Genomic DNA, 26,628 nt, shown 5'->3' on the forward strand with positions numbered 1-26,628 from the left:
TTGGTGTGTCTAAATCTTGCAATTCCTTTTGGCAGGAGGATAGGTGCACAGCTTAGTGTATCCAAATCGAGTGAATATTATGGTAGGCAGCATCTTCCATAAAACGATTGTCTCCGTAGCTAATCATGCTTGTTTTGGTTTATAATATTGGGTAGAGAAATGAGGTTGGGATAGTTGAATAAGAAAATAATTAAAACATTAGATTATCAGAAGATTTTACATAAACTAGCTTATCACGCGTCTACTTCGCTGGGTAAGGATGCCGTGGAAAAGCTTGAACCTAAGGGTGATTTTGAACTCGTCAAGCTTCGGTTGCAAGCAACTGATGAGGCTGTGAATGTAGAGCGATTGAAGGGGAATGCCCCTTTTGGTGGGATTCGTGATATTAGATCTTCATTGCACCGAGTTAGAATTGGCGGAATGTTAAATCCCGCGGAGCTTCTGGATATTTCGACGACAATGTTCGGTACACGCAGGTTAAAGCGGTTTGTTCTCGCGGTTCATGAGGAATACACGATTCCGATGCTCAAAGGGCAGGTTGAATTACTCACAGAAAATAAGCCATTAGAAGATAAAATTAATAGTTGTATTGATGAGAATGCTGTTGTTGTTGACGGTGCGAGCCCTGAACTGGGACGTGTGCGAAGCGAATTACGCACAGGTGAAGGAAGAGTCCGCGAAAAGTTAGAACAAATGCTTCGCAATGCATCAGTTCAGAAAATGTTACAGGACGTATTGATCACCATTCGTAACGACCGTTTTGTAATCCCTGTTAAATCGGAGTATCGATCCAGCTTTGGCGGGATGATTCATGATCAGTCAGCATCGGGTGCGACGCTATATATTGAGCCAGATGCTATTGTACAATTAAATAACAAAATTCGTGAATTAAAGTTTAAGGAAGAAGTTGAAATTGAGAAGATTTTACGCGCACTAACAGAGCTCGTTGCTGAACAAGTGGATTTACTTGTGTTGGATGTGGATCAATTGGCTGAGCTTGATTTTACTTTTGCTAAGGCTGGTCTAGCTAGGGAACTGAAAGCTACAATGCCTAGAATAAATGATCGGGGCTTCATTAAAATTAAGCGAGGCCGGCATCCGCTTATCGCGGCTGATTCCGTAGTGCCGCTTGATTTGGAGTTGGGCAATGATTACTCACAAATAATTGTGACCGGGCCAAATACAGGTGGTAAAACAGTCTCCCTCAAAACAGTGGGACTCCTTAGCTTAATGGCGATGTCAGGGTTGTTTGTACCAGCTGAGGAAGGCAGTCAGTTATGTGTGTTCGATGCGATTTATGCGGATATTGGTGATGAACAGAGCATCGAGCAGAATTTAAGTACTTTTTCGAGTCATATGACGAATATCATAAGTATTTTAAGAGATATGACACCAAAAAGCTTGGTTTTACTGGATGAACTTGGAGCAGGTACCGATCCTGCTGAAGGTTCGGCTTTAGCAATCTCGATTTTGGATTATATTCATCAAATCGGTTGCCGAATCATTGCAACGACGCACTATTCGGAGTTAAAGGCGTATGCCTATCAAAAGCAAGGCACCATTAATGCAAGCATGGAATTTGATATACAATCGCTAAGTCCGACTTACCGCTTGTTAGTAGGTGTTCCAGGTCGAAGTAATGCGTTTGCGATTGCAGAGCGTCTGGGCTTATCTAAGCGCATTATTGAGCATGCACGTACGCAGGTGGGCGAAGAGGATAAGCGCGTTGAATCAATGATCGCGTCGCTTGAGGAGAACCGCTTAATTGCGGAAGCTGAGCGCCAAAGCGCTGAGAGGATGCGACGAGAGGCGGAAGAGATGCGCCTAACGTTGGAGGCTCAGCAAGCCAAGTTCGACGAGCAGCGCGATAAACTGCTCGAGAAGGCCGAACGCGACGCGCGTGAGGCTGTCGCCAAGGCGCGTCGCGAGGCAGATGAAATCATCGCAGAGCTGCGGCGCATGGCGCAGGAGGAAGCCGGTGGGGTCAAGGATCACCGGCTGGTAGAAGCGAAGCGCCGCCTCGATCAGGCGGCGCCGGAGCTGCGCGAGAAGCAGGTTCGCGCGGCGAAGAAGCGGCCTGAGAGAATCGAGGCCGGGGATGAAGTGCGTGTCGTGACCCTGGGTCAGAAGGGTCACGTCGTTGATATTGTTAGCGCCACAGAAGCAACGGTGCAATTGGGAATTATGAAAATGAAAGTCGAGTTGACGAATCTCGAGAAGATCGGCAGCACGGCACAGAAAAAGCCAGTTCATCAGGTAGCTACAACCGTCAAAAGAACACGGGATGATAACATCCGGATGGAACTGGATATGCGCGGCCTCAACATGGAGGATGCTCTAATAGAGGCTGATCGATTCCTTGATGAATCTTTCTTGGGCAACTTAGGTCAAGTGTACTTAATTCATGGCAAAGGAACAGGTGTGCTGCGTACTGGAATGCAGGAATACTTGCGCCGTCATAAACATGTGAAGAGCTACCGCATGGGGAACTACAACGAAGGCGGAGCAGGAGTTACAATCGTCGAATTGAAATAACTTTTTTAAATTTTTCATCTTTTTGAAACTCATTCTATGGGACTGCGTATGTAATATGTGTAAGCACCGGTGATTAAAAAATTAGCAATCGCAATACCCTAATTTTAAAATACATGTTTATAAACCTTAGGAGGAATTCAAAAATGGGAATTTTTAAAAGACTTCGTGATATGACAATGGCTTCGGTAAATGACTTGTTGGATAAAGCAGAAGATCCTATTAAGATGTTAAATCAGTTTCTGCGTGACATGGAAGAAGATATCATGGAGGCTGAGGCTGCAGTAGCTAAGCAAATCGCAATTGAGAAGAAATTCAAGCTTCAGTTTGAAGAATCCGAAGAGATGGTCACTAAACGTACTGAGCAAGCTATGAAAGCTCTTGAATCAGGCAATGAAGACCTTGCTCGCCGCGCTTTGGAAGACAAGAAAGAGCACCAAGGACGTTACGATGAATTGAAACGCCAATATGATCTTGCGAAAACGAATGCAGATCAACTTCGCAGCCAATTGACGGAAATGAAAGACGAGTTCAACAAAATGAAGAACAAGAAGGATTTGTTGATTGCTCGTGCTGAAACAGCAAAAGCTCAAAAGCAAATCAATCAAGCGATGTCTGGTTTTGGTACGGACAATGCAGCTAAAGGTTTTGACCGTATGAGCGAAAAAGTGCTTCAAATGGAAGCTGAAGCGCAAGCAAGCGGTGAAATTCGTGCTAAAAACCGCAGCTTAGATGATGAGCTTGACGGACTTGGCGGAAGCAGCAGCGGAATTGATGATGAGTTGGCCGCTATGAGAGCAAAGCTTGCTGAAAAAAAACAATCCTAATGATATACTAATAGTACCTGCGAGAGACTGAGTCAAACTCAGTCTCTTCTATCTTTCGCGAAGGAAGGCAGGAGACGATATGAACGAAGAGGTGGATGTATTGCTAAGTAACCCATATTTATCGACGCTTGCCTTTTTTGCAGTTGCTGTAATCGCGCTTGTTGTATTTCTAACGATTTTCGAAATGGTCACCAAATATGATGACTGGGCTGAGATCAAAAAAGGCAACTTATCTGTAGCGATGGCTACAGGTGGGAAGATTTTTGGGATTTGTAATCTGTTCCGATTCGCTATCCTAAACAATGACACGATGATTCATTCCCTCATCTGGGCAGGGTACGGTTTCTTGCTTTTGCTGGTTGCCTACTTCATTTTTGAATTCTTGACGCCTTATTTCAAAATCGATGAAGAAATCAAAAAAGATAATCGCGCTGTAGGTTTCTTGTCCTTGACGCTTTCTGTCTCCCTTTCCTACGTGGTCGGAGCTTGTGTAACTTAGAATCATACATAATCTTGGAGGCATGAACAATGAAATACCTGTGGGGCACTTTGTTTGCCATTGCATTTGTATTTATGGCGGCAGGGGTTTATTATTTATTGAAATATGCATGAATGCATTAGGTTGGAGGATTACGTAATGAGTGCCAATGAGGAAATAGTTTGTCCCTGGTGCCAAACGGAGATTGTTTGGGATCCGGAAATTGGACCAGAAGATGAATGTCCACACTGTTTTAATGAACTGAACGATTATAGAAGCATTGATTTAAAGGTGAAACAAACAGGTCAACCGCTCCGCTTTGATGAACAAGAATATGCCGATTCAGATGAAGATTTATCATTGGCTTGGGATGATTCGGATGAACCTCTCGATAAATACGGAGAAAAAGTTCAGCATATTACTGACGAACAAGAAGAGGCACCCGAGTGCTCAAGCTGTCATGAACTGTTGTTGTTTGCAGGTACTGAGGTCACGAGTGGCTCCTCTTTCACGCCTGTTATTCCCAAAACTTTAGGAAGTGCTTTCCTAACAGGTCCCTTTACTTCGAATGTCTTTGTATGTCCGTCTTGCTTTAAGGTGGAGAAAATCTTATCTGATACAGATCGACTACTTATGGTTGAACGTATTAAATCGGAGTAGCAGATGAAACCGAGTCCTTTATGGATTCGGTTTTTTTTATATGTCAAGCCTCATATTTTCACTCGATTGGGGAAGCTTAACAAGAGTTATTTCGATCTATGGGGAAAGGTGAGGAGGAGTATGCAAAAGGATCAGAGTAAGCAGTTTGTTCAACCAAGTAGGGTAATAGATGCCACTAGAAGCAATTATTTTGAAGATCGTGGAAGTGGAGCTATCGAAGTTAAGGGTTCACAGAAGAAAGGCCGGCTAGATGCTCAGGCGATTCTTTTGCTCATTGTTCATACGTTGTTTGGCAGTGCAAATGCTTTGTCGGGAACTTTCGTTGGTGTGTATTTATGGAAGGCCAAAAATGACTACGCTTTAATCGGTTGGTTTACGTTAACGACGCATTTGACAATGGCGCTGACCTTCTGGTTAGCAGGAAAATGGGTGAAGGAACACAATAAAATGAACTGCTTACGGCTTGGCGTAGCAGTTTCCGCGGGCTTTTATATGCTGGTTTTGTGGCTTGGAGTAAACAGTTTTCACTATTTTGTTTGGTTAGGTATGGTCCAGGGAATATCAGCCGGCTTATTCTGGATTGCGTTTAACGTTGTGTATTTTGAGGTGACGGATCCTGATAATCGAGATCGGTTCAATGGTTGGGTGGGACTATTAGGTTCTGGCGCAGGAATAGTTGCACCATGGATCTCCGGTTTACTAATTGTTAGTTTGGGAGATGGCGCTGGATATCGGTTAATTTTTTCCATCTCATTAGGTATCTTTTTGCTAGGCGTGATTATCAGCTTCTTTTTGAAAAAACGGAAATTACAAGGTACCTACGAATGGTTGTTTCCTTTTCGTTGTTTAAGGCAAGCTGAAACACCCTGGAAGCGCGTTTGCTTAGCCTTGGTATTTCAAGGAGTTCGAGAAGGGGTCTTTGGCTTCATGATTGCACTCCTCGTCTACATAGCCACATCAAGTGAAGCGAGCTTAGGTAAATTTGTACTGATTACTTCTGCGGTATCCTTAGTGAGTTTCTGGGCGGCGGGACGATTTATTAAGCCGCATTTTCGTAGGATCAGTATGCTGATTGGCGCTGCTATGATCGTTGCCGTTATTATTCCTTTTTTCTGGAAAATGGGGTATAGCACTTTACTTATTTTCGGCATAGGAGCTTCGCTTTTCTATCCGATGTATTCGGTGCCTATGGTGTCGACTGTATTTGATCTTATTGGTTCAAATGAAGCCAGTGCTAAACAGCGGGAGGAGTACATTGTGCTTCGTGAGCTTTCACTCAATGTGGGGCGTGTTTGCGGTGTGCTCTTATTCATTTGTGTCATTTCGTGGAGTAAGGCGCCGCTTGTGATAAACGTACTGTTATTGATCATTGGCAGCTCATCGCTGGTCAGCTGGTTCTTTATGAGGAAGCAGTTAGCAGTAATTAGACCTTGACATCTTTGGTACTTCCCGATAAAAATGTGGGTATAGATTGTTTGTTGGGAAGAGGAGGGGGTAACCCTTGACACATAAAAAAATGGTGAATAGTATCACAGAGCTGATTGGTGATACTCCGGCCGTACGAATTAATCGATTAGTAGGTCCGGATGATGCGGAGCTCTACGTGAAGCTTGAATACTTCAATCCAAGCGGCAGTGTTAAAGACCGCGCAGCGTTTAATTTAATCGAGCAGGCGGAGAAAGATGGACTGCTTCGTCCTGGCGCTACGATTATCGAGCCGACGAGCGGTAATACAGGCATTGGACTTGCCATGAATGCGGCAGCCAGAGGCTATAAAGCCATTCTAATCATGCCGGACAACATGACCAAAGAACGAATTAATCTGCTCAAGGCATACGGCGCAGAGGTCGTTCTCACTCCCGCCGCGCTGCGGATGCCGGGAGCGATTGAGAAAGCGAAGGAGCTGCGGGATCAGATACCTGGCAGCTATATCCCACAGCAGTTCGAGAATCCGGCGAATCCAAGCATTCATCGGACGACAACTGCTCCTGAAATTCTGGAGCAAATGGAAGGGCGTCTGGATGCATTCGTTGCTACCTCAGGTACGGGCGGAACGATCACCGGAACAGGCGAGGTGCTCCAGGCGAAGCTGCCGGATATTCAGATCTATGTGGTAGAGCCGAAGGGTTCACCGGTTCTGTCTGGAGGAAGCCCAGGTCCGCATAAACTCGTTGGTACGAGTCCAGGCTTCGTTCCTGCAATTCTGAACACAAGCATATACGATCAGATCGTACAGGTGACTGACGAAGATGCGATCCGAACCATGAAAGATCTGGCCAGCAAAGAAGGCATTCTTGTAGGACCTTCGGCTGGAGCCTCGGTGTGGACAGGTATGCAGGTTGCCCGTAAGTTAGGCGCGAGTAAGAGAGTGCTCTGTATTGCACCGGATACGGGCGAAAGATATTTGAGTATGGATATTTTTGATTAAACTTATGAATAAATTAGCAAATATAAGCGGCCCACCGGATCTAAATGATTCGGATGGGCCGTTCTATATGTTTTCTTAATAAAAAAAATATTGAAGGTGTTGAATAAAAATACATAATTGAGTATAATTATAAGTGTGAGATGGTTTAAAGTGAAAGGTGGAAATACTGTGAAATTAGCCTATATTAACGCGCTTCCTGAAGAAGGTCAATTTCAGGAATTTATACAGACATATACAGAAGAATGCATAACATTTGGAGCTCAAGCGACTGTGAATTGGAACGATTTCCAATCGGAGCACGTTATCTCGGTTTATGATGAGAATAAACTTGTCGGAATCGGTTGTATGGCGGGAGAATGTCATGTCCATGTGCGTCCTACGTATGAGCATCGTGAAATTGAAACCATGATGAACAAATTGCTGCAGGCCGAATTGAAGGTTAGTTTGATTCACGGCCAATCCTGATGCTGGTAAGCAGAGGCTATTCGGAGATCCGAGTGGCCTTTTTCCTTTTTGTGGGGTGGAAATTTCGGTTATACAAAAATATTCCGCTCTAAAACAAGCTCAGTAATTGAATTAGGACAGCAATTCATTGTAAGATTAAAGGATGAACGAATCAGATTTCAGAAAGGTAGGTTTAACCATGGATGCTTTGAAGCTTAAAATTCTCGAACTACTGAAGGAAGATGCCCGCAGGAGTGCGGACTTGATCGCCACTATGCTAGGAACGGCGGAGGCCGAGGTGGCGCGAGCGATAAGCGAGATGGAAGCGGATAAGGTCATCGTCAAATACGCGACAGTAGTTAACTGGAGTAAAGTGGATGACGAAAAGGTTACCGCCCTAATTGAAGTGCAAATTACGCCGGAACGCGGACACGGGTTTGATGCTATCGCGGAACGGATCTATTTATATCCAGAAGTCAAATCGGTTTATCTCATGTCTGGCGCTTATGATTTACTTGTAGAAATTGAGGGAAGTTCCCTCAAACAAGTCGCTTCTTTCGTGTCCAACAAGCTCTCGCCGATCGATCGTGTACTTTCAACAAAGACGAATTTTATATTAAAAAAATACAAACAAGACGGCATTATATTCGAGGATCAGGAAGACGATCACCGAATGCTCGTTTCGCCGTAAAGAAGAGGGAACGCCATGATCAAAGATGAGATAACGATCCAGCAGAACAAGGTAAAATCGATGCAGGACTACCTCGCTCCTGCCGTACGTGAAATGAAGCCTTCAGGTATTCGGAAGTTTTTTGATTTAGTGAGTAACAGCAAGGAAGATATTATTTCTCTTGGTGTAGGGGAACCGGATTTCTCAACACCTTGGCATGTTCGTGAAGCAGCTGTGCATTCCTTGGAACGCGGTAGAACGAAATACACGCCAAACTCAGGTATACCTGAGCTTCGTGAAGCGATTGCCGATTACCTTCATACGTCTTTTAAAGTGAAATATGAGCCATCGAATGAAGTCCTTGTTACGGTTGGCGGCAGTGAAGCGATTGACTTAGCTCTCCGAGCTTTGATAACGCCTGGCGACGAGATTCTTATACCTGAACCTTGTTATATTTCGTATTCCCCAATCACGAGCATAAGCGGCGGCGTACCTGTTGGGATCGAGACCTTCGCGAGGGACCAGTTCAAGCTGACTGAGAAAGCACTTCGCGACGCGATTACGCCACGCTCCAAAATATTAATTCTCTGCTATCCTAGCAATCCAACAGGCGGTATTATGACCTATGAGGATTGGCTTCCGATTGCCAAAGTCATTGAAGAGAACGATCTTATTGTCATTTCCGATGAAATATATGCGGAGCTGACTTATGGTCAGAAGCACGTGAGCTTCGCTGCTATTCCAGGAATGAAAGACCGGACAATCTTAGTTAGCGGTTTCTCCAAAGCTTTTGCTATGACAGGCTGGCGGATGGGATATGCCTGCGGTCACCAGGAGCTGATTTCGGCGATGACCAAAATTCATCAATATACCGTGATGTGCGCACCAGTCATGGGTCAAGTTGCTGCTCACGAAGCGTTGACGAATGGTTTGGAAGAGAAAGATCGGATGATCGAGTCCTATAATCAGCGCAGACGTCTGATTGTAAAAGGGTTCCGAGATATTGGTCTTGAATGTCATGAGCCGCAAGGCGCTTTCTATGCATTTCCAAGTATTGTCGCTACAGGATTAACGTCAGAAGAGTTTGCGCAGCGACTATTATTTGAGTCAAAGGTTGCTGCCGTGCCTGGAGATGTGTTTGGTTTAGGTGGAGAAGGCTTTTTACGTTGTTCATATGCCTATAGTGTTTCTCAACTAAATGAAGCATTAGAGAGAATTGGAAATTTCATGAGAAAATTGTAATGTATAACGTAAATAAATATGTTCATTATTGATGAAAACTGGTATTCTTGTAGTAAGGAGGGATGAGCATGGCTTTTTTGGAATATCAACTATCAACCTATCAAAAACATTTTCAAATTCGTGAACAAGATTTCGGACAACGTTGGTTGACCAAGCGTGCGAAGAAGCAAAACTCCCTTACCTTACTAGAAGAAGAGATTCATTCTCTGCGACGCAGGTTAGAACAGATGGTTTTTGATGGGGAAGAAATGACATCTGATTCCGTCGTCGAATTAAGCACAATCCTAGACCAAAAAATAAATGAATATATGCATAATGGGAAAAAAAGTCGGTGAAAACCGACTTTTCTCGCGACTATCGATGGATTCAGATAACAAACGGAGGTACGCTCACAACATGAAAGTGAAATGGCTGTTGGTTATGATGGTGGGGCTTATGGTGATGCTTACGGGTTGCGGCGGGCCGAAGCCGGATGTATCTATATTTATAATGGGCTCTAATGGTTTTCCAAGTGAAGCGGGGGACAAGCTGGAGGCTTCTTTGAAATCCAAGGTGGGCGAGGTTCCTACAGTCAAAATCAATACATCACCTATATTCTCGATGGAAAAAATGATTGTAGAGCTGGCAGCAGGAGGCAACGGCATCTTCATTCTTGCCGAAGATCAATTCAAATCACTAAGTAATCAAGCGGGATTCGTTTCTTTGGATGATACCATCAAACCGGAAGACTATCCGGATGGCGTTATTCAAATAGCAGAAGAGGGCAAACCTGCTGAAAAGCATCTATATGGTATTCCTCTTACAGGAAACAAATGGATGAAAGAGCAAGGTTTTGAAGGAAAAGGCTTGGTGGCTTTTATTCCTCAAAATGCTCCGAAGTTGAATGAGTCGAAGCAAGTGCTCAAAGTAATTGCACAAAAGTAACAAGAAGTCTATAATCGACAAATAGATTGATAGTAAAATATGCAGCCATAGGTGCTGGTAAGCTCATTACGAAGAGATTGCCACTTAAAAGGGAAGCCGGTTAAAGTCCGGCGCGGTCCCGCCACTGTAATCCAGGCATGAGTTGCCAGGAGAGCCAGGATACCTGCCCATGGTGCCGTTTACGACATCCTTCGAGGAAAAGGATCGCGTTAAATCAGGAAGCAACCTTAGGGGTTGCTGAGCGCCGCGATTTATCGTCCCCTTTGTTCCTTCGAGAACAAAGGGGCTTTTTTGTTAGGGTCAATCGAAATAAATTGTTTAGAGAGAGGGTTTGCCAGATGAAAAGGAATTCAGTAAAAAAAGCATTTATTCTTACAGTAGCGCTAGTAACAGCATTTAGTCTCGCAGCTTGCGGCAAAAAGGAAACGGAAATTTCTAATCCGTCTAAGCTTGGCGGGGAGGGGACGAAAGCTCCTGCTGCAACGACGGCAGCACCATCAACAGCAGCCAAAAAGACGGTCTATCCATTGAAAATAAAGGATGCTACGGGCAAGGAGTTTACCTTTGATAAAGCGCCTGAGCGTATTGCATCTGTGTCTCCGGCGGAGACTGAAGCCCTTTTTGCAATTGGGCTGGAGGCTAATATTGTTGGCGTATCTGATTTTGATGATTATCCAGAAGCGGCGAAAACGAAGCCGAAGCTTGGCAGCATAACGAAACCTAACCAAGAAGCGGTGATCGCATCTAACGCAAATATTGTGTTTACTGGGGTTTCTATGAAATCCGATACGGTAGAAAAGCTGCGTGCTTTGAATATCAATGTGTTTAAAGTGGAGCCCAAAACGGTGGATGATGCCATTGCGAATATTCAAACATACGGAATTATTACGGATCATCAGGAGCAAGCGGAAAAAGTGGTTGCTAAGATGAAAGCGGACCGTCAAAAGGTTGTTAATGCAGTGAAAGACGTGAAGCAAGAGAACAAGAAAAAGGTATACATTGAATTTGCCCCGGGATGGACAGTTGGCAGCGGTGAATTTATGGATGAGCTTATCAAGCTATGTGGCGGGATTAACGTTGCAGGAGACGGAAAAGGCTGGTATCAAATCAGTGAAGAGAAAATTATTCAACAAAACCCAGGTGTGATTCTGTTCGCCAATGGCGTAGTTGATAGTAAGAGCAAGAAACCGCTAGAGGAAATTATCCGCACACGAAGCGGTTGGGATGCCATTGATGCCGTGAAAAATAAGCAGGTGATTGGCCTCGACCAGGACATGCTCAGTCGTCCGGGTCCAAGAATGACCGATGGGCTGCTTGAAATGGCGAAAGGCATTTATCCCGAACTGGTGAAATAAAATGAAAAGAAAATTAATGCTATGGGGAGGAGTAGGGGTCATACTCCTTCTTCTTTCTATTGTGGCGAGCTTGTCGCTGGGTACCGCTAATCTTCCGGTTCTGCAAATTGCCAGTATTCTCGCCAAGCATCTTCCTTGGCTGGGAGATCACATCGATGCCACCTGGCCGCAGTCGTCGGAACAAATTATCAATAAAGTGCGATTTCCCCGTGTATTACTCGGGATTCTTGTAGGGGCCTCACTTTCAATTGCAGGGGCAGCTTTTCAAGGTGTGCTGCGCAATCCACTTGCGGATCCTTATGCACTCGGTGTATCCTCGGGGGCTTCTGTAGGAGCCGCATTTTTAATCTATTTTGGGCTGCAAGTGGCGTGGTTTGGACAATGGTCGATTCCTATTGTTGCCTTCGTAACGGGACTTTTTTCTTTATTTCTGGTTCTTAAGCTTGCTCAGATCGAAGGGAAGCTGAAGATGGAGACGCTTATTTTATCAGGCGTGGTCATGCAGGCATTTCTAGGGGCAATCGTATCATTCATGGTGTCTATTTCCAATCAAGTCATTAATGAAATTATTTTCTGGCTAATGGGCAGCTTGGCAATGCGAGGTTGGTCGTATACATATATCATTTCACCCTATTTATTTATCGGTTTTGTCGTGCTGCTTAGCTATGCAAGGTCGTTAAATTTACTGGCTCTGGGTGAGCGGCAGGCGTCACATCTCGGTGTTAGTGTAGAGCGTACGAAGCTGATTGTACTTATTGTGGCTACATTCCTTACTGCCGCTGCGGTATCCGTTGCTGGTGTAATCGGCTTTGTCGGGCTCATCGTGCCACATTTAGTTCGATTATTGGTAGGGCCGGATTATCGCTTGATTATTCCATTGTCCGCAATTGGCGGCGGCATTTATGTCCTCTGGGCAGATACACTTGCCCGCACCCTGCTGAGTCCAACCGAAATTCCACTCGGAGTCATCACGGCATTTTTGGGCGCGCCATTTTTTGCTTATTTGCTCCATAAGGATAAGAAAACGTTAAGAGGTTGATCAAGATGATTAAAGTGGAGCACCTTTCCCAAAGCTTTAGGGAACAACAAGTGCTGGAGAACATCAGCTTTGAGATCAAGCAGGGTGAATTTTTTGGCATTATTGGGCCAAACGGCAGCGGTAAGTCGACGTTACTCCGTCTAATATCAGGGATTGATCCTGTTAAAAACGGAAGTGTTGAACTCGATGGCCGGTTAGTATCCGCTTATTCACGGAAAGAACTGGCTAGATGGCTTGCTGTCCTTCAGCAGGATGCGCTGCCTCCAGTAGGCTTTACGGTCCGTGAAGTGGTGGAGATGGGCCGATATCCTTTTCAGAATTGGCTCGGTGAGGAGTCGGCTGATGCGGAAGGTTTAATTGAGGGTATTGTCCGAAAGCTGCACTTGGAACCGCTGATTGATCGAACAATCGAGCGCCTCAGCGGCGGTGAACGGCAGCGTGTCGCGCTTGCTAAAGTGATGGCGCAGCAGCCACGGCTGCTTATGCTGGATGAACCAACAACGTTCCTGGATATCGGATATCAAGTACAGATGATGGACTACATCAAGGAATGGCAGTGCGAATCCGAGTTGACGGTTGTAGCTGTCCTGCATGACTTGAATTTGGCTGCACAGTACTGCACGCGATTAATGGTTGTACATAATGGCGAGCTAGCAGCGATAGGAACACCTGATGAAATCATTACCAGCGGATTAATCAGCGAAGTGTATGGAACTGAACCGATTGTCCTGCAGCACCCCGTTAACGATGCGCCGCAAATTTTATTACAGCCAGGAAAATAGTTCAGCTATAGGAGGACACAGTCATGGATAAGTTGCAAGCGATTATAGATAGCATTAAGCCTGTTCATCAAGATGTGGTGAACCAAGCGAATGAGCATTTGAATCAATTGACGAAACCGCAGGGAAGCCTAGGGAAACTGGAAGATATTGCGCGTCAGGTTGCCGGAATTACGGGCGAAGTGATGCCGGTTTTTGATAAAAAAGCGGTCATCGTAATGGCCGGGGATCACGGCGTATGTGAGGAAGGGATTAGTGCATATCCGGCGGAAGTAACGCCTCAAATGGTGCTTAATTTCCTATATGGCGGGGCTGCTGTCAACGTTCTTGCCAGACATGCCGGCGCTGAAGTTGTCTGTGTCGATATGGGGGTTAATGCTGACCTGGAGCATCCTAATCTCGTTTCTCGCAAAGTAAGAAAAGGGACACGTAATATGGCGCGTGAAGCGGCATTAACGTTGGATGAGACTGTGCAGGCAATACAAGCTGGTGTAGAAGTTGTAGATGAGTTGGTGGAAAAGGGCTATCGACTCTTTGCTATGGGAGAGATGGGGATTGGCAATACAACGGCCAGCGCAGCGATTCTGTGCGCATTGACGGGCTTGGATGCCTGCATTGCTGTTGGCCGGGGAACGGGCATTGATGATGACAAATGGCGGCATAAAGTGTCGGTTGTGAATAAGGCTTTGGCTGTTAATGGGCTTGTTGTGGGTGAGGTGAACAGATCAAGCGCTGAGTACGCGCTCGATGTGTTGATGAAGGTCGGCGGATTGGAGATCGCCGGACTTGTTGGCGTGATTCTCGGCGCAGCGAAGAATCGTTGTCCGGTGGTCGTCGACGGCTTCATCTCGTCGGCCGCTGCGCTTGTGGCGAGCCGATTAGCACCGCTAAGCGCGTCCTACATGCTCGCCTCGCACTTATCGCAGGAGCAGGGACATGCGAAGCTGCTCGAAGCGGTTGGCCTCGCAGCGATGCTGCAGATGGATATGCGCCTGGGCGAAGGAACGGGCGCGGTGCTTGCCTTTCACTTGATCGATGCCGCAGGCAAAATCATGAAGGAAATGGCGACATTCGAAAGCGCAGGCGTGTCGCGGGGTTAGCCGTTTAGGGGCATGCCGATAAAAGGCAAGCTTACGCAGTAAGCATCGATAAGGAGGCGAAGACGCCATGGCGGTTTTGGTTACGGGCGGCGCGCGCAGCGGCAAGAGTTCCTTCGCGGAGAAGCTCGCCATGCATGGCAGCGAACGAGGGATTTATATCGCGACTTCCCACATCTATGATGAGGAAATGAAGGAGCGGGTTGAGCTGCATCAGCAGATGAGGCTTGCCTCGGGGTATCCATGGGATACCCGGGAGGAGCCTTTCCAACTGCGGGAGCTATTGCTCTGCTTGCAGGAGAGCGGGGAGGAAGCTGTGGTCTTGGTCGACTGTTTGACACTTTGGCTGTCCAACTGGTTGCTCCATCATGAGGGAGATGTAGATGCGTTTGCTCGGGTAATGAAACGCATAGACGAGCTTGTAGAAGAAGTCTCCTCCTACCGTGGACACCTCATCTTGGTTACGAATGAAGTGGGTGACGGCATTGTGCCGGAATATCCGCTTGGCCGCAGTTTTCGTGATCTGGCAGGACGAATGAATCAACGCTTAGCTGAGGTATGTCAGCAGGTATTCCTTGTCACTGTAGGCATACCCATGGAGCTAAAAAGCAGAGCTTATCGACTGGAATAAATAAGGCTTTAGGCATGGAACGGTGATCAATATGTGGATATATTCTTGGCAGGAGATCGTTAGTATGACGGCAGCTGCCATTGCGCTGGACTGGCTGATTGGTGATCCGAAGTGGCCGACACATCCGGTTATTCTCATCGGACGCTTCATTCGCTGGGTAGAAGGCAAGTTACATAAAGGAAAAGAGACGTCAGTTAAATCGTCTGGATGGCTGAGAGCTAAGGGTATGCTGCTTACAGTCTCTACTGTAATGCTAAGCTTTTGCCTTATATTGGTGCTCATTCTTGCTGCTCGCTCGATACATGAGTGGCTTGGATACTTGGTCTCTACGTGGTTCATTTCCACAACGATAGCTATTAAAGGATTAAAAGATGCCGCTTATCTAGTTTACAATCCGCTGCGTATAGGGAATCTCGCAGATGCTCGCAAGTACACGGGCTACATCGTAGGCCGAGATACGGATGAGCTCGGTGAGGAAGAACTGACGCGTGCAGTCGTGGAGACCGTTGCGGAGAACATCGTCGACGCGGTCATCTCGCCTTTGTTCTATGCGCTGATCGGCGGAGCGCCGCTCGCGATGCTGTACCGGGCATCGAATACACTGGATTCGATGGTGGGCTACCGAAATGACAGATACCGTCATTTCGGCTGGGCGTCGGCCCGCTGGGACGACGTTATGAACTGGATCCCGGCTAGGCTGACCGGCCTCCTGTTGATCCTCGTCGCCCTGCTGCAGCCGGGCCTCTCGGCGAAGCGCTCAGCGGCAGCGATTCGCCGCTTCGCGCACCTGCACCCCAGCCCGAATAGCGGAATTCCGGAGTCGGCGGTAGCCGGGGCACTCGGAATTGAGCTGGGCGGGCTGAACGTCTATGGCGGCGCTGCGAGTGAGCGCGCCCGCCTGGGCTGGCCGCTGCGTCCACGGATGCAGCAGGATATTGTCTACGCCGTGAGGATGCTTTACGGCGTCAGCTTTGTAGTGATGGGAGGATTGCTGTGCATACTACTCGTACTGTTTTACTAGACTGGCTGCGTGCTTGCATAGCAGCCTTTCAGTTTTTAACCCGTTTGCCGATTCCTGTGCAAATTGACTATACAGACCGAGTATTCCGAAGAAGCGTGATATTCTATCCGCTAGCGGGATTCGTCATCGGTCTTCTTTTACTCCTAGCAGGCGAAGGGTTAAGCCTTGTCCTGCCTGCGATGCCCGCAGCCGTTCTGCTGCTTGGGTTCTGGGTCGTCTTAACAGGCGGCCTGCATCTAGATGGGCTAATGGATACCGCTGATGGTATTCTTAGCCACAGACCCCGTGAGCAAATGCTGGAAATCATGAAAGACAGTCGCGTAGGCGCCATGGGTGTCATCGTTTGTGTTCTCCACCTGCTCCTCAAATTTTCGCTTCTTTACACCTTGCTAGGTACTGGTGGAATGGGCAGTGTATGCTTCTTACTTGCCATCGTTCCCATCTGGAGTCGTTGGTTTATGGTTGCAGCTATTTATGGTTGGCCCTATGCCCGGCGAGACTCAGGTTTAGGGAGTTTTTTTCGAGGAGTTACCAAATGGCATGTGACTATGTCCGGAATAGTAGCCCTCTTTACTACTACGCTTTTTGTCACTATGTTTTCCACATGGCTTGATTCTAGCGTGATATCTTTCTCCTTATTCTATGGTTTAACTATTATTTTTAGCTTTGCTATAGGCACAATTCTAATAGGTTGGCTTTTAGCCACGTATATAAGCCGTAAATTAGGCGGTTTAACTGGAGATACATATGGTGCCTTGAATGAACTCCTCGAAACACTACTTTTGTTGGGCATTACCATTTTCGTAACAGCTTTGTGAGGGTAGACAACAGAGAAGGATTCATTTATTCAGTGTTCATCCTACATTCAATTTTCTCCAATGCAATACACTTTCTGTTTCGGGAAGTCACAATAGAAATTCCAATAGATCAGAGATAGTCGCAGCCTCAAATGTATATAACTCATACCAATGTGAAAGGAGTGAATTTCATGCTAGAACGCTATGGGCATGGAGGCGACCTTTGGACGGCGGAAGAAGCCTTTGGCCGTCCGAAGGAGCAATTCTTGGATTTCAGCTCGAATATGAATCCGTTAGGTCCTCCTTCGGTTGTGAAGCATATTCTCAGAGACGGGTGGCGCGATATGGTCAAATATCCCGACCCCGCCGTGCGTGAGCTGAGAAACAAGCTTTCATTGAAATATGATATCGGGGTGGAAAGCATTCTGGTTGGCAACGGGGCAGCGGAACTGATCGATCTGACTGCTCGAGTGTTAAAGTCCTCTGTTACCGGATTAGCGATGCCTTCTTTTAGTGAATATGAGGAAGCTGTTCATAAATCAGGAGGGAGTATTTACAACATTCCTCTAACGTCAAAACACTATTTTGAATTGCAGAAGCAAGATATTGAAGCCGCATATTCGGCAGTGGACTTGTTCTTTCTAGGTCATCCGAATAATCCAACAGGGAAGCTGGTTCCTCGTCAAGTGTTGGATATGCTTATGCAGAGCAACCGTAGATTGGTGCTCGATGAGGCCTTCATGGATTTTGTGCCAAATGAGCAGGAACACTCTTTACTCAAACTCGCTTCCACTAGTCAGCAGCTTGTCGTCATCCGCTCGATGACGAAATTTTATTCCATCCCGGGTATACGCTTAGGCTTTATGGTGGCTCACCCGGATATGATTCGGCAAATCCAACATCTTCAGGTGCAGTGGAGTGTCAATTATTTAGCACAGCGCATCGGTACAGCTGTTCTTGATGATGAGGAATTTGAGAAGTCCAGCTGGCAGTGGCTGAAGGAAGAGAAGCTATGGCTCACCTTGCAGCTTGAGCAATTGGGTCTTGAGGTCGTGCCTAGTGATGTGAATTTTTTGCTTTTTTCGTTTCCTGAGTGGATGGGCATCGATGTGAAGATGGCCCAGAAGCATTTGGGGCATCAAGGTATTTTAATCAGAGATGCTTCTTTGTTTGAAGGATTGGATAAACGCTACTGCCGGGTTGCGATACGTCTTCGCGAAGACAACGAACGGTTAATAGCTGGGTTACGTCACATGATGGCAGAATTCATGCAGAACCGGGGGCAAGCTGATGACGAATAAGACTATACAAGCTGCAACATTGATGGTCCAGGGCACAGCTTCCGACGTGGGTAAAAGCATTCTAACGGCCGCACTGTGCCGCATTTTAGTTCAAGACGGCTGGCAAACGGCGCCATTCAAGTCGCAAAATATGTCCCTTAATTCATATGTTACATTTGATGGCAAAGAGATTGGCCGAGCACAAGGGGTACAGGCGGATGCCTGTCGTATTTTAGCCACAACGGATATGAATCCGATCCTGCTTAAGCCGAAGCAAGACATGGTTGCTCAGGTCGTTGTTCATGGGAAGCCATACTCTGATCTTGATGCAAGGACGTATAGAGAGACCTATTTGCCGCAGGCTGAAGTGATTGTGAAGGAAGCTTTAATCCGGCTGCGCAGTCAATATGATGTAGTGGTGCTAGAGGGGGCGGGAAGCCCTGCTGAGGTTAATCTGAAGGACCGCGATATTGTAAATATGCGGCTGGCGGGTTGGGCAGACGCTCCTGTGCTTCTTGTTGCTGATATTGATCGTGGAGGCGTATTTGCATCAATCGTAGGCACTTTGGAGATCTTGACACCTGAGGAAAGAGACCGGGTTAAAGGCTTTATTATAAATAAGTTTCGTGGAGATGTTAGTCTGCTGAAACCGGGCTTGGATTGGCTAGAAGAGAAGACGGGGAAACCTGTTCTTGGGGTCATTCCTTATCTGCCGCAGTTAGGCATTGAGGATGAGGACTCAGCTTCACTAGATTCCAAGCGCATGCAGAGTAAACGGATTGAAAGCTCTCAAGGGAAACTGGCAGAACAGCTGGATATCGCGGTCATTCGCTTGCCACGTCTCTCTAATTTTACGGATTTCGATCCCCTGCAAGAGGAGAAAGATGTCCATTTCCGCTATATTACCCACCTATCCGAATGGGGTGAACCGGATGCCGTTTTGCTCCCAGGCAGCAAGAATACGATGGACGATTTAAGGTATTTGAATGAATCTGGTTTGGCAGAACGAGTGAAGGTTTTCGCGCAAACAGAGAATGGTTGGGTCGCCGGTATCTGTGCTGGCTATCAGATGTTGGGCGCCAAGCTGCTTGATCCAAACGGCTATGAATCAGATCATCCTGAGCTAGAAGGACTAGGGCTTTTACCAACGGAGACGGTATTTACTTCCGATAAACGGACCGTTCAAGTTCAGGGAAGCAGTACACTCTTTGCTGAAAATAGCTCTGAGATTGTCATTGATGGTTATGAAATCCACATGGGGCGGACGCGTTATTTGCAAGAAATGGTAACGCCTTTCCAGATTAAGGCTTTTACCAGCCTCGATGATGAAAGCTCTGACAATGTTCTGCACGGAGATGGGGCAGCTGCGGATCATGGGCGCGTTTGGGGGACGTATTTACACGGGATATTGCATAATGATGACTTCCGCAGAGCCTGGTTAAATCGTATTCGCAAGCATAAAGGATTATCCCTAATTGATGGTGGCCTTCGTTTTAAAGAACGTCGAGAGGCTGCCTTCGATAGATTGGCTGACCACGTTAGATGTCACTTGGATATGAATCGTGTTTATGAGATGATGGATATATCAAAGCCTTGGAAAAGGGAGGATGTTTGAAAATGAAAATTTATACTCGAACTGGAGATGCGGGGCAAACAGGCGTAATCGGTGGTCGTGTGGATAAAGACGATGATCGTGTTGAGGCTTATGGCACAACGGATGAACTGAATTGTTATGTGGGTCAGGCGATGAGCTTTATGGATCCTGAGAAGTATCCTGATTTACTCCCGGATCTGCTGCAGGTGCAGCATGAATTGTTTGATTGCGGTTCAGATCTTGCTCTCTTGAAGCAAGAGCTGCGTCCTTATAAAGTAACAGCGGAAATGGTCGATATGCTTGAGACTTGGATTGATAAATACGATGCTGAAACTCCGGATATTACACGATTCATTTTGCCGGGCGGCGGCACCGTTTCATCCACACTTCATGTTTGCCGTACCGTATGCCGTAGAGCAGAACGCCGGGTGGTAACGCTAGCGCGAACACAGGCAATTAATCCAGAAGTGCGCAGATACTTGAACCGACTGTCCGATTTATTCTTCACCATTGCCCGCACTGCGAATCACCGTGAAGGTATTACGGATGTGGAATATGTGCGAAGCGCTGAGGTGTTTAGACGTAAATCATGAGTTATTATGAACCGTTAGTATACATCGTACCGCCTGAGGAAGAGGGCTTTATACTCAAGACGGTGCTGCAAAAAAGATTGATGGTCTCTCGCAAATTGCTATCCCGCATTAAACTGACCGAGCAGGGAATAACGGTGAATGGGGTAAGGCAATACATCAACATTAAGGTGAAAGCTGGCGATCGTGTAGAGATTCGCATGGAAGAAGAGCAATCCGAGGATATCTTGCCGCAGGATCTTCCTCTGCACATTCTGCATGAAGATGAGCATCTGTTAATACTAGCCAAGGATGCAGGTATCATCGTACATCCGACGCATGGGCATTATTTGAACACGATCGCCAATAGCGTTGTGTATCACTGGCAGCAAGCGGGCATTACGTGCCGTTTCCGCCCCGTTCATAGGCTTGACCAAGATACATCAGGTGTATTGGCAATCGCAAAGACGCCCTATGTGCACCAGCAAATATCAGAGCAGATGATTCAGCATCAGGTGAAAAAAGAATACCTGGCCTTTGTATGGGGCGTCATCACAGCGAAAAGCGGAACGATCAATGAACCCATTGATCGCGATCCTGAACAGCCGCATGTTCGTATCGTTACCCCTGACGGATATTCGGCAGTAACTCATTATGAGGTTGTGGAACAATTCGCGCATGCCGCTTTAGTTCGAATATGGCTTGAAACCGGCCGGACACATCAAATTCGTGTGCATATGCGCCATTTGGGACATCCACTGCTTGGAGATAAGATGTACACACTTCCTGAGTTTGAGCAGAGTTTATCAGCATTAGAGGCCAGTGAACGGCTCAATCGCCAGGCTTTGCACGCGTATAAACTGGGCTTTGTGCATCCAGGAACAAGGGAATGGACGGAGTTTCATGCTCCTCTGCCAGCGGATTTAACTGTTTTACAATCATGGCTGCAGGAAAGTAACTAGATATTCAGAACCATCCCTTTTGTAGGATGGTTTTTCTTTGTTATAACTTGACTTTCCTTATCAATTAGATCAGAATTTTAAGTAGTTCGTTTCATATCAACTTAGACTTAAAGGAGCTTTAAACATCATGGGAGTAAAAGTATTTTGTTACGATAAATGCGGGACATGCCGTAGTGCCGTAAAGTGGTTGAAAGATCATCATGTAGATATTACAGAAAATGTCGCTGTATTCGATACGCCGCCCTCTGCCAAGGAATTGGCTAAGCTGCTTAGTGATAGCGGTCTGGAAATCAAAAAGTTTTTTAATACGTCCGGAGAAGTATATAAAGAGATGAGCCTGAAAGACAAACTACCCAGCATGTCGCAAGAGCAAATGCTCGAATTGCTCGCCTCGAACGGCAGGTTGATTAAGCGTCCGATCGTAACCGATGGCCATAAAGTAACAGTGGGCTTCAAGGAAGCTGAGTATGACGAAGTATGGGCGAAGGGGTGATCTTAGGTTGGAAGAGAAGAAGAAACCAGCAGGTAAAAAGTCACCACTAGCCATTGGCGGTTTCATAGCTGTTCTATTATCCCAAGGGAAACTGCTCTTAGGCTTACTAAAGCTTGGTAAAGCTGGCGGAGCCATCATCTCGATGTTCATTACTATTTGGGCTTATGCCTATCTCGCTCCATTACCCTTTGCGATTGGCATTGTTCTGATGATTCTTATCCATGAACTCGGTCATGTTTTCGCTGCCAAGATAAAGGGGCTTCCAGTGTCAGCGCCAGTATTTATCCCTTTTCTTGGAGCACTGATTACAATGAAAAAGAATCCTACCGATGCAGCAACAGAAGCGTTTATTGGCATAGGGGGGCCTATTCTTGGGACCATTGGTGGTGTTGCCGCTTTTGGTTTGGGCGTATATACCGATTCTCCTGTCATTGTTTCGGTTGCCTATGCCGCATTTTATTTAAATTTAATTAATTTACTCCCTATTCATCCTCTAGATGGCGGGCGAATTTCTACAGCAGTCACTCGTTGGTTATGGATACTAGGTTTAATCGGCGGTTTGGTATTTATTTTCTATATAAATAGCCGTGTAAGTCAACTTATTTTCTTCGCCATATGGGCCATGTTTGGTTGGGATTTGTATAAAAAATACGTGAAATACAGAAATCGAGAAGAGCTTCTTTCGGTTTCCACTCGGTTTGATTTTGCGGCTGATCATTTGCTCCAGCAGGGATATATCATTCCGGGGGAAAATCACACACGAGATCTAGAATATTTAACTTACTCGGATTTGCAGGGCCCTGCGGAAAGTAGACAAACCATTGTGATGTACTGGCAGGGGATCGGATTCGAGGGTCATGCTTTATTGCCTCAGCAATCCATTATTAAAAGAGTTCAATTAATCAAAGTGGAACGTATGCAGAAAGAGAATTGTTTTTATTTAGGGTTGCAAATAAAAGTGGATTATTCACCTCTAGGGATACAGGAGGTTTACTATGATGTCCCTGCGAAAACACGTTGGAAATTTGGAATCGCTTATCTTGCGCTCGTTTTGTTTTTGCTATATATGATAAGACTTGTTCATCAAGTGGGAATTATCGATTAACGCTTTACAGTTCTCGCCCTATTAATTAATGATATGAAGTGAATTCATCATAAAGAGGATATAAACCATGAAAATTACAGGATCAAAGAGACTTAGTCAACTAGGATCGGCTATTTTTTCAGAAGTAGCAGATTGGAAGAGAGAGGTTATGAACCAAGGGGTAGACGTCATAGATTTAGGTATAGGAAGTCCTGATCTACCTCCTTCTGATCGAATTATTGAAGCGATTACTGAAGCCGTTCGTAACCCTGCGCATTATGGTTATCCAAATTCCGAAGGAAGTTTAGCGTTTCGAGAAACGGTTGCCAGATGGTACAGCTATAGATTCGGTGTGGAGCTCAGTCCGGAAAGTGAAATTCTGACTCTGATGGGCTCACAAGATGGTCTTGCTCACTTAGCGCTTTCACTCTGTGATCCTGGGGACATTGCTATTGTCCCCGATCCAGGTTACCCCATATATTCGGCAAGTCTCGTGTTGGCGGGAGTCGAACCTTACCTGCTGCCGCTGCGCGCAGAACACAACTTTTTACCCCAATTAGAGGACATTCCAGTAGACGTGGCTGCTAAGGCGAAATTCATCCTGCTTAACTATCCAAGCAATCCATTGTCTGCTGTTGCAGATCGTGCTTTCTTTGAGCATTTGATTACCTATGCCAAGAAGCATGACTTGCTTGTCGTACACGATCTTGCCTACTCCGAAATGGCCTTTGACGGCTACCAGCCAATGAGTATTTTGGAGATAGAAGGCGCTAAGGAGGTTGCTGTCGAGTTTCATTCACTGTCAAAAAGTTTTAATATGGCAGGTTGCCGAATCGCTTTCCTAACTGGAAATGCAGGCGTAGTGAAGGCTCTTAAAACGCTGAAATCCAATATCGATTACGGTGTATTCAGTGCCATTCAAGCGGCTGGAATTGCAGCATTAGAGGAAGACATGGAGCATAATCACTCCGTTGCCCATGTGTATGAAAGAAGACGAAATGTGTTTATCTCGGCGCTAGCGGAAACGGGTTGGATTATACCACCACCAAAGGCAACCATGTTCATATGGGCTCCGATTCCAAAAGGATGGACATCTCGACAAATTTCCCGGGAAATGTTATATCATGCTGGTGTTGTCGTTATTCCTGGAGACGCTTTCGGGGCCGAGGGAGAAGGCTTTGTGCGAATCGCATTGGTACAAGAAGAGGGTCGATTACTTGAGGCGGCAAAGCGAATAGGAGATTGGCTTCGTAAATTAGAATGAAAATTAGAGATATTGGTAAAAATAGGAGAATGAGAGACATATAGATGTTTACGTAATGAAATAAAACTTATTTGTTGAAAGGGGTAAGCATATGGATGCCATTTCCTCATTATCTGAGCTTTTAGCTGAGCAGAAGCCTTCATCGTTCGTAGAAATTCCCGGAATTTTGGGGCAAACATTTGGGCAAGCGACAATTGCAGCTACACTGCCCATGAGCAAACTATTTTCAATCTATGAAGTTGATTTAGAAGTTCAACGTGCGATTATTCCGCGTAATCTTTCTAAGCTAATTGATTACGTTAATTTGTATTTAGAAGATCGCCAACCTATTTATTTCCCGGGAATCATTTTCTCGGCAAGAGGAGCAGGTCATTATGACGAAGATCAACAAGCGCTTCGTTTGCAGCCTATTGAGAAATTGTACGTTGTGGATGGTCAGCATCGTTTGGCTGCTTTCCAACGCATTATGGAGACGTTACAAAGTCAAATGGCTCGTGCCAAGGATCGCCGTGAGTACGACAAGATGGAAGAGATCACGGAGAAGCTGCGCCGTTTGTACGCTTTCCCTATCTCAACCATGACCTATCTGGACATTAATGCTCGTCAAGAGCGTCAGTTGTTCTCCGACATTAATAAGCTTCCGCGCAAGCTTGGCGGCAACCTGGCGGTACTTCGCGATCAGCGCAGATTCTATCACGTTGCTGCGACGGAGCTTGCAGCCAAAGCGCCAGCTATGCAGAAACTGACCGTAGATATGTTCTCTGAACGCGGTAAGTCACCTGAGTATTTGTTCTCCTATCACTTGCTGATTGAAATATTGATTGCTTTGTTTGAAGGCAGAATGAAATCAGCAGCGCGTAATAATGGCTATCAATATGAGGATAAAGAACTGCAGGATCTTGTATCCTTGGCGGGAACCTATTTCAATGGCTTGCTGAATTACTTGCCCGAACCAGCTAAGGGTGAAATCGTTTGGTCTGAGAATATCCAAATAGCACTAGCCATGTTTATGCACGAAGAAGCTACGAAACCAGGTAAATTTAATCGCTATGCACTTGAGCACGTATTGAAAATACTTCCGCATGTGAATTGGAACAACATTTATGCGGGAGAAGAGAAGGATCGGTTGCCGAGACGGACTCGCATTATGAAAGCCTACAACCATATCAAAAACTTTTATCAAGATCAGAATGCATTTCTAATCAGCGATGCTGATTCTTACAATTCCAAGGAGGACGTGAGCTAATGGAAGGATTACGCCTTAAGATGACCATTCATCCTTTTTGCGATAAGTTTGGACTTTCAACTGTTGCTTTACGCGTCCAGGATCTGCTGAATTATACGATGATTGACCCTATGGTGCAGCGTAAGCTGAGCAACATGCAAAGACGCAAAATCTCCACCTATTTACAGGAGCGGGAGCTCGATCATGTGTTCTTCGGACCTGTTACGCTGTCATTGCGTGAAGTGAATCAACTGTCCAAGGGCGAGAAGGAATTCCTTCTGAGGCATGGTTCCAAGCTGTCTATTTTGGACGGTCAGCATCGTATCCTAGCACTAGGCTATGTGAATGATCAGATGCAAAAGGAAGTTAGACGGTATGAGAAAAAATTAGTGGTGCTAAAGATTAAACAACGGAAGTTTCCAGAGGATGCTGAAATTAAGCAAGAGGTTGAGGAAACAGAAGGTACAATTAATCAGCTTGAGGGAAGACGTCTAGATTTGATGGAAACACAGCTTGCTGTGCAAATCTATATTGGCTTAACAGAGGAAGAAGAGCAGCAGTTGTTCGGCGATATTAACTCTAAAGTCCAGCTGGTGAGTAAGGAGCTTGGTCATTCCTTCGACTCCATTGACCCGTTAAATCTGGTTATTCAACAGGTTGTCGATCATAATGTCTATCTCAAAGCAGCCGGTGTTGAGCGTCGCAACAACTTGACTTCGTTCAATCGTAACTTTACTTGTTTCAGCTGGTTATATGCGACGGCGACGATGCTTTTTTCAGGCAGAATGCAGCCATCCTATGAGCTTCAGCGTAAAATTCGCCACGATCCATCGACGTATGTAGAAATATTGCACCAATTTTTTAATACGGTCCTGCCGATGATGCCAGAGCAACCAGGCTTGGCGCAGTATACATCTGCAAATCGTGTGATTCAAGAAAGTATTGCGCTGTATGCCAATCGTTTCTTATTCCCGAACGGAGAGTATAACGAGGAATGGACGAATTCTTTGCAGCTTCTGGAAGGCTTCGATTGGTCGCATGACAATGAGGAATTGATCTACGTATTTGGCGCGTTGGATAACGGTAAGATCAATCTTATCCACGAGAAATCGCTGAAAAAGCATGTGAAGCTTGTTCAATTCTTCCTTGAAGGCACGGAAAGCGGAAGTGCGGATGAAGAAGATGTGGCTTCGTCTGCATCATAAAACACGGGCAAAAAGACAAATGGGATAT

The 26,628-nt window shown here is 45.9% G+C and carries 27 protein-coding genes and 1 riboswitch; all 27 genes read left to right on the plus strand.

What is annotated here, in order from left to right; translation table 11 throughout:
• Nucleotides 1–174 precede the first annotated feature (174 nt).
• Complete coding sequence (locus tag QFZ77_RS10765; protein ID WP_307439270.1) at nt 175–2,535, plus strand: endonuclease MutS2; 2,361 nt, start codon at nt 175–177, stop codon at nt 2,533–2,535.
• Between the two features lie 143 nt (nt 2,536–2,678).
• Nucleotides 2,679–3,359, plus strand: coding sequence for a PspA/IM30 family protein (locus QFZ77_RS10770; RefSeq protein ID WP_307439272.1), 681 nt, complete (start codon nt 2,679–2,681; stop codon nt 3,357–3,359).
• 79 nt (nt 3,360–3,438) lie between these two features.
• Complete coding sequence (locus QFZ77_RS10775; protein WP_029194077.1) at nt 3,439–3,858, plus strand: DUF350 domain-containing protein; 420 nt, start codon at nt 3,439–3,441, stop codon at nt 3,856–3,858.
• A gap of 138 nt (nt 3,859–3,996) precedes the next feature.
• Entirely contained in the window at nt 3,997–4,497 is a 501-nt protein-coding gene (locus QFZ77_RS10780) for a hypothetical protein (protein ID WP_307439275.1), read from the plus strand.
• Between the two features lie 120 nt (nt 4,498–4,617).
• A complete protein-coding gene (locus QFZ77_RS10785) occupies nt 4,618–5,931 on the plus strand; it encodes an MFS transporter (protein ID WP_307439277.1) in 1,314 nt (437 codons plus the stop codon).
• A gap of 82 nt (nt 5,932–6,013) precedes the next feature.
• Nucleotides 6,014–6,925, plus strand: coding sequence for a cysteine synthase A (gene cysK, locus QFZ77_RS10790; RefSeq protein WP_307449407.1), 912 nt, complete (start codon nt 6,014–6,016; stop codon nt 6,923–6,925).
• Between the two features lie 168 nt (nt 6,926–7,093).
• Nucleotides 7,094–7,390, plus strand: coding sequence for a hypothetical protein (locus tag QFZ77_RS10795; RefSeq protein ID WP_307439279.1), 297 nt, complete (start codon nt 7,094–7,096; stop codon nt 7,388–7,390).
• A gap of 178 nt (nt 7,391–7,568) precedes the next feature.
• Nucleotides 7,569–8,060 (plus strand): Lrp/AsnC family transcriptional regulator, encoded by a 492-nt coding sequence (locus tag QFZ77_RS10800; protein ID WP_047677420.1) that lies wholly within the window; start codon nt 7,569–7,571, stop codon nt 8,058–8,060.
• A gap of 15 nt (nt 8,061–8,075) precedes the next feature.
• Nucleotides 8,076–9,281: an aminotransferase class I/II-fold pyridoxal phosphate-dependent enzyme gene (locus tag QFZ77_RS10805; protein ID WP_307439282.1), complete on the plus strand. Its 1,206-nt coding sequence runs from the start codon at nt 8,076–8,078 to the stop codon at nt 9,279–9,281.
• 68 nt (nt 9,282–9,349) lie between these two features.
• Complete coding sequence (locus QFZ77_RS10810; protein ID WP_307439284.1) at nt 9,350–9,616, plus strand: aspartyl-phosphate phosphatase Spo0E family protein; 267 nt, start codon at nt 9,350–9,352, stop codon at nt 9,614–9,616.
• 61 nt (nt 9,617–9,677) lie between these two features.
• On the plus strand, nt 9,678–10,205 hold the full coding sequence (locus QFZ77_RS10815) for a type 2 periplasmic-binding domain-containing protein (protein WP_307439286.1): 528 nt from the start codon (nt 9,678–9,680) through the stop codon (nt 10,203–10,205).
• Between the two features lie 32 nt (nt 10,206–10,237).
• Nucleotides 10,238–10,390, plus strand: a riboswitch (cobalamin riboswitch).
• Between the two features lie 153 nt (nt 10,391–10,543).
• Nucleotides 10,544–11,560, plus strand: coding sequence for an ABC transporter substrate-binding protein (locus QFZ77_RS10820; RefSeq protein WP_307439287.1), 1,017 nt, complete (start codon nt 10,544–10,546; stop codon nt 11,558–11,560).
• A gap of 1 nt (nt 11,561) precedes the next feature.
• Nucleotides 11,562–12,599: a FecCD family ABC transporter permease gene (locus tag QFZ77_RS10825; RefSeq protein ID WP_307439289.1), complete on the plus strand. Its 1,038-nt coding sequence runs from the start codon at nt 11,562–11,564 to the stop codon at nt 12,597–12,599.
• A 5-nt stretch (nt 12,600–12,604) separates the two neighbouring features.
• Complete coding sequence (locus tag QFZ77_RS10830; protein ID WP_307439290.1) at nt 12,605–13,381, plus strand: ABC transporter ATP-binding protein; 777 nt, start codon at nt 12,605–12,607, stop codon at nt 13,379–13,381.
• Nucleotides 13,382–13,404: 23 nt separating this feature from the next.
• Nucleotides 13,405–14,478 (plus strand): nicotinate-nucleotide--dimethylbenzimidazole phosphoribosyltransferase, encoded by a 1,074-nt coding sequence (cobT, locus tag QFZ77_RS10835; protein WP_307439291.1) that lies wholly within the window; start codon nt 13,405–13,407, stop codon nt 14,476–14,478.
• 67 nt (nt 14,479–14,545) lie between these two features.
• On the plus strand, nt 14,546–15,106 hold the full coding sequence (gene cobU, locus QFZ77_RS10840; protein ID WP_307439293.1) for a bifunctional adenosylcobinamide kinase/adenosylcobinamide-phosphate guanylyltransferase: 561 nt from the start codon (nt 14,546–14,548) through the stop codon (nt 15,104–15,106).
• A gap of 31 nt (nt 15,107–15,137) precedes the next feature.
• A complete protein-coding gene (cbiB, locus tag QFZ77_RS10845; protein ID WP_307439295.1) occupies nt 15,138–16,127 on the plus strand; it encodes an adenosylcobinamide-phosphate synthase CbiB in 990 nt (329 codons plus the stop codon).
• On the plus strand, nt 16,100–16,945 hold the full coding sequence (cobS, locus tag QFZ77_RS10850; protein WP_307439296.1) for an adenosylcobinamide-GDP ribazoletransferase: 846 nt from the start codon (nt 16,100–16,102) through the stop codon (nt 16,943–16,945). The genes cbiB and cobS overlap by 28 nt, the downstream gene beginning before the upstream one ends.
• 170 nt (nt 16,946–17,115) lie before the next feature.
• A complete protein-coding gene (cobD, locus tag QFZ77_RS10855) occupies nt 17,116–18,225 on the plus strand; it encodes a threonine-phosphate decarboxylase CobD (protein WP_307439298.1) in 1,110 nt (369 codons plus the stop codon).
• Complete coding sequence (locus QFZ77_RS10860; protein WP_307439300.1) at nt 18,215–19,819, plus strand: cobyric acid synthase; 1,605 nt, start codon at nt 18,215–18,217, stop codon at nt 19,817–19,819. The genes cobD and QFZ77_RS10860 overlap by 11 nt, the downstream gene beginning before the upstream one ends.
• 2 nt (nt 19,820–19,821) lie before the next feature.
• Nucleotides 19,822–20,391, plus strand: coding sequence for a cob(I)yrinic acid a,c-diamide adenosyltransferase (locus QFZ77_RS10865; RefSeq protein WP_057304810.1), 570 nt, complete (start codon nt 19,822–19,824; stop codon nt 20,389–20,391).
• Nucleotides 20,388–21,329: an RluA family pseudouridine synthase gene (locus QFZ77_RS10870; protein WP_307439304.1), complete on the plus strand. Its 942-nt coding sequence runs from the start codon at nt 20,388–20,390 to the stop codon at nt 21,327–21,329. The genes QFZ77_RS10865 and QFZ77_RS10870 overlap by 4 nt, the downstream gene beginning before the upstream one ends.
• A 124-nt stretch (nt 21,330–21,453) precedes the next feature.
• The gene (locus QFZ77_RS10875; protein ID WP_307449410.1) at nt 21,454–21,822 is read left to right on the plus strand and encodes an arsenate reductase family protein; all 369 of its coding nucleotides are present in this window, start codon (nt 21,454–21,456) and stop codon (nt 21,820–21,822) included.
• Nucleotides 21,823–21,829: 7 nt separating this feature from the next.
• On the plus strand, nt 21,830–22,927 hold the full coding sequence (locus QFZ77_RS10880; protein ID WP_307439306.1) for a site-2 protease family protein: 1,098 nt from the start codon (nt 21,830–21,832) through the stop codon (nt 22,925–22,927).
• A gap of 67 nt (nt 22,928–22,994) precedes the next feature.
• Nucleotides 22,995–24,170, plus strand: a complete 1,176-nt coding sequence (locus tag QFZ77_RS10885) for an aminotransferase class I/II-fold pyridoxal phosphate-dependent enzyme (RefSeq protein WP_307439308.1) — start codon at nt 22,995–22,997, stop codon at nt 24,168–24,170.
• Between the two features lie 91 nt (nt 24,171–24,261).
• The gene (locus QFZ77_RS10890) at nt 24,262–25,416 is read left to right on the plus strand and encodes a DNA sulfur modification protein DndB (protein ID WP_307439310.1); all 1,155 of its coding nucleotides are present in this window, start codon (nt 24,262–24,264) and stop codon (nt 25,414–25,416) included.
• A complete protein-coding gene (locus QFZ77_RS10895) occupies nt 25,416–26,600 on the plus strand; it encodes a DNA sulfur modification protein DndB (RefSeq protein ID WP_307439312.1) in 1,185 nt (394 codons plus the stop codon). Before QFZ77_RS10890 ends, QFZ77_RS10895 begins: the two co-directional genes overlap by 1 nt.
• Nucleotides 26,601–26,628: the final 28 nt, after the last annotated feature.

It is taken from the genome of Paenibacillus sp. V4I3 (assembly GCF_030817215.1).
Taxonomy (GTDB): Bacteria; Bacillota; Bacilli; order Paenibacillales; family NBRC-103111; genus Paenibacillus_E.

Bases quoted from the DNA above. Each gene is read 5' to 3' on its own strand.
- QFZ77_RS10770 (WP_307439272.1), top strand. From the start codon at position 2,679: ATGGGAATTTTTAAAAGACTTCGTGATATGACAATGGCTTCGGTAAAT.
- QFZ77_RS10775 (WP_029194077.1), top strand. From the start codon at position 3,439: ATGAACGAAGAGGTGGATGTATTGCTAAGTAACCCATATTTATCGACG.
- QFZ77_RS10780 (WP_307439275.1), top strand. From the start codon at position 3,997: ATGAGTGCCAATGAGGAAATAGTTTGTCCCTGGTGCCAAACGGAGATT.
- QFZ77_RS10785 (WP_307439277.1), top strand. From the start codon at position 4,618: ATGCAAAAGGATCAGAGTAAGCAGTTTGTTCAACCAAGTAGGGTAATA.
- cysK (WP_307449407.1), top strand. From the start codon at position 6,014: ATGGTGAATAGTATCACAGAGCTGATTGGTGATACTCCGGCCGTACGA.
- QFZ77_RS10800 (WP_047677420.1), top strand. From the start codon at position 7,569: ATGGATGCTTTGAAGCTTAAAATTCTCGAACTACTGAAGGAAGATGCC.
- QFZ77_RS10805 (WP_307439282.1), top strand. From the start codon at position 8,076: ATGATCAAAGATGAGATAACGATCCAGCAGAACAAGGTAAAATCGATG.
- QFZ77_RS10810 (WP_307439284.1), top strand. From the start codon at position 9,350: ATGGCTTTTTTGGAATATCAACTATCAACCTATCAAAAACATTTTCAA.
- QFZ77_RS10815 (WP_307439286.1), top strand. From the start codon at position 9,678: ATGAAAGTGAAATGGCTGTTGGTTATGATGGTGGGGCTTATGGTGATG.
- QFZ77_RS10820 (WP_307439287.1), top strand. From the start codon at position 10,544: ATGAAAAGGAATTCAGTAAAAAAAGCATTTATTCTTACAGTAGCGCTA.
- QFZ77_RS10825 (WP_307439289.1), top strand. From the start codon at position 11,562: ATGAAAAGAAAATTAATGCTATGGGGAGGAGTAGGGGTCATACTCCTT.
- QFZ77_RS10830 (WP_307439290.1), top strand. From the start codon at position 12,605: ATGATTAAAGTGGAGCACCTTTCCCAAAGCTTTAGGGAACAACAAGTG.
- cobT (WP_307439291.1), top strand. From the start codon at position 13,405: ATGGATAAGTTGCAAGCGATTATAGATAGCATTAAGCCTGTTCATCAA.
- cobU (WP_307439293.1), top strand. From the start codon at position 14,546: ATGGCGGTTTTGGTTACGGGCGGCGCGCGCAGCGGCAAGAGTTCCTTC.
- cbiB (WP_307439295.1), top strand. From the start codon at position 15,138: ATGTGGATATATTCTTGGCAGGAGATCGTTAGTATGACGGCAGCTGCC.
- cobD (WP_307439298.1), top strand. From the start codon at position 17,116: ATGCTAGAACGCTATGGGCATGGAGGCGACCTTTGGACGGCGGAAGAA.
- QFZ77_RS10860 (WP_307439300.1), top strand. From the start codon at position 18,215: ATGACGAATAAGACTATACAAGCTGCAACATTGATGGTCCAGGGCACA.
- QFZ77_RS10865 (WP_057304810.1), top strand. From the start codon at position 19,822: ATGAAAATTTATACTCGAACTGGAGATGCGGGGCAAACAGGCGTAATC.
- QFZ77_RS10870 (WP_307439304.1), top strand. From the start codon at position 20,388: ATGAGTTATTATGAACCGTTAGTATACATCGTACCGCCTGAGGAAGAG.
- QFZ77_RS10885 (WP_307439308.1), top strand. From the start codon at position 22,995: ATGAAAATTACAGGATCAAAGAGACTTAGTCAACTAGGATCGGCTATT.
- QFZ77_RS10890 (WP_307439310.1), top strand. From the start codon at position 24,262: ATGGATGCCATTTCCTCATTATCTGAGCTTTTAGCTGAGCAGAAGCCT.
- QFZ77_RS10895 (WP_307439312.1), top strand. From the start codon at position 25,416: ATGGAAGGATTACGCCTTAAGATGACCATTCATCCTTTTTGCGATAAG.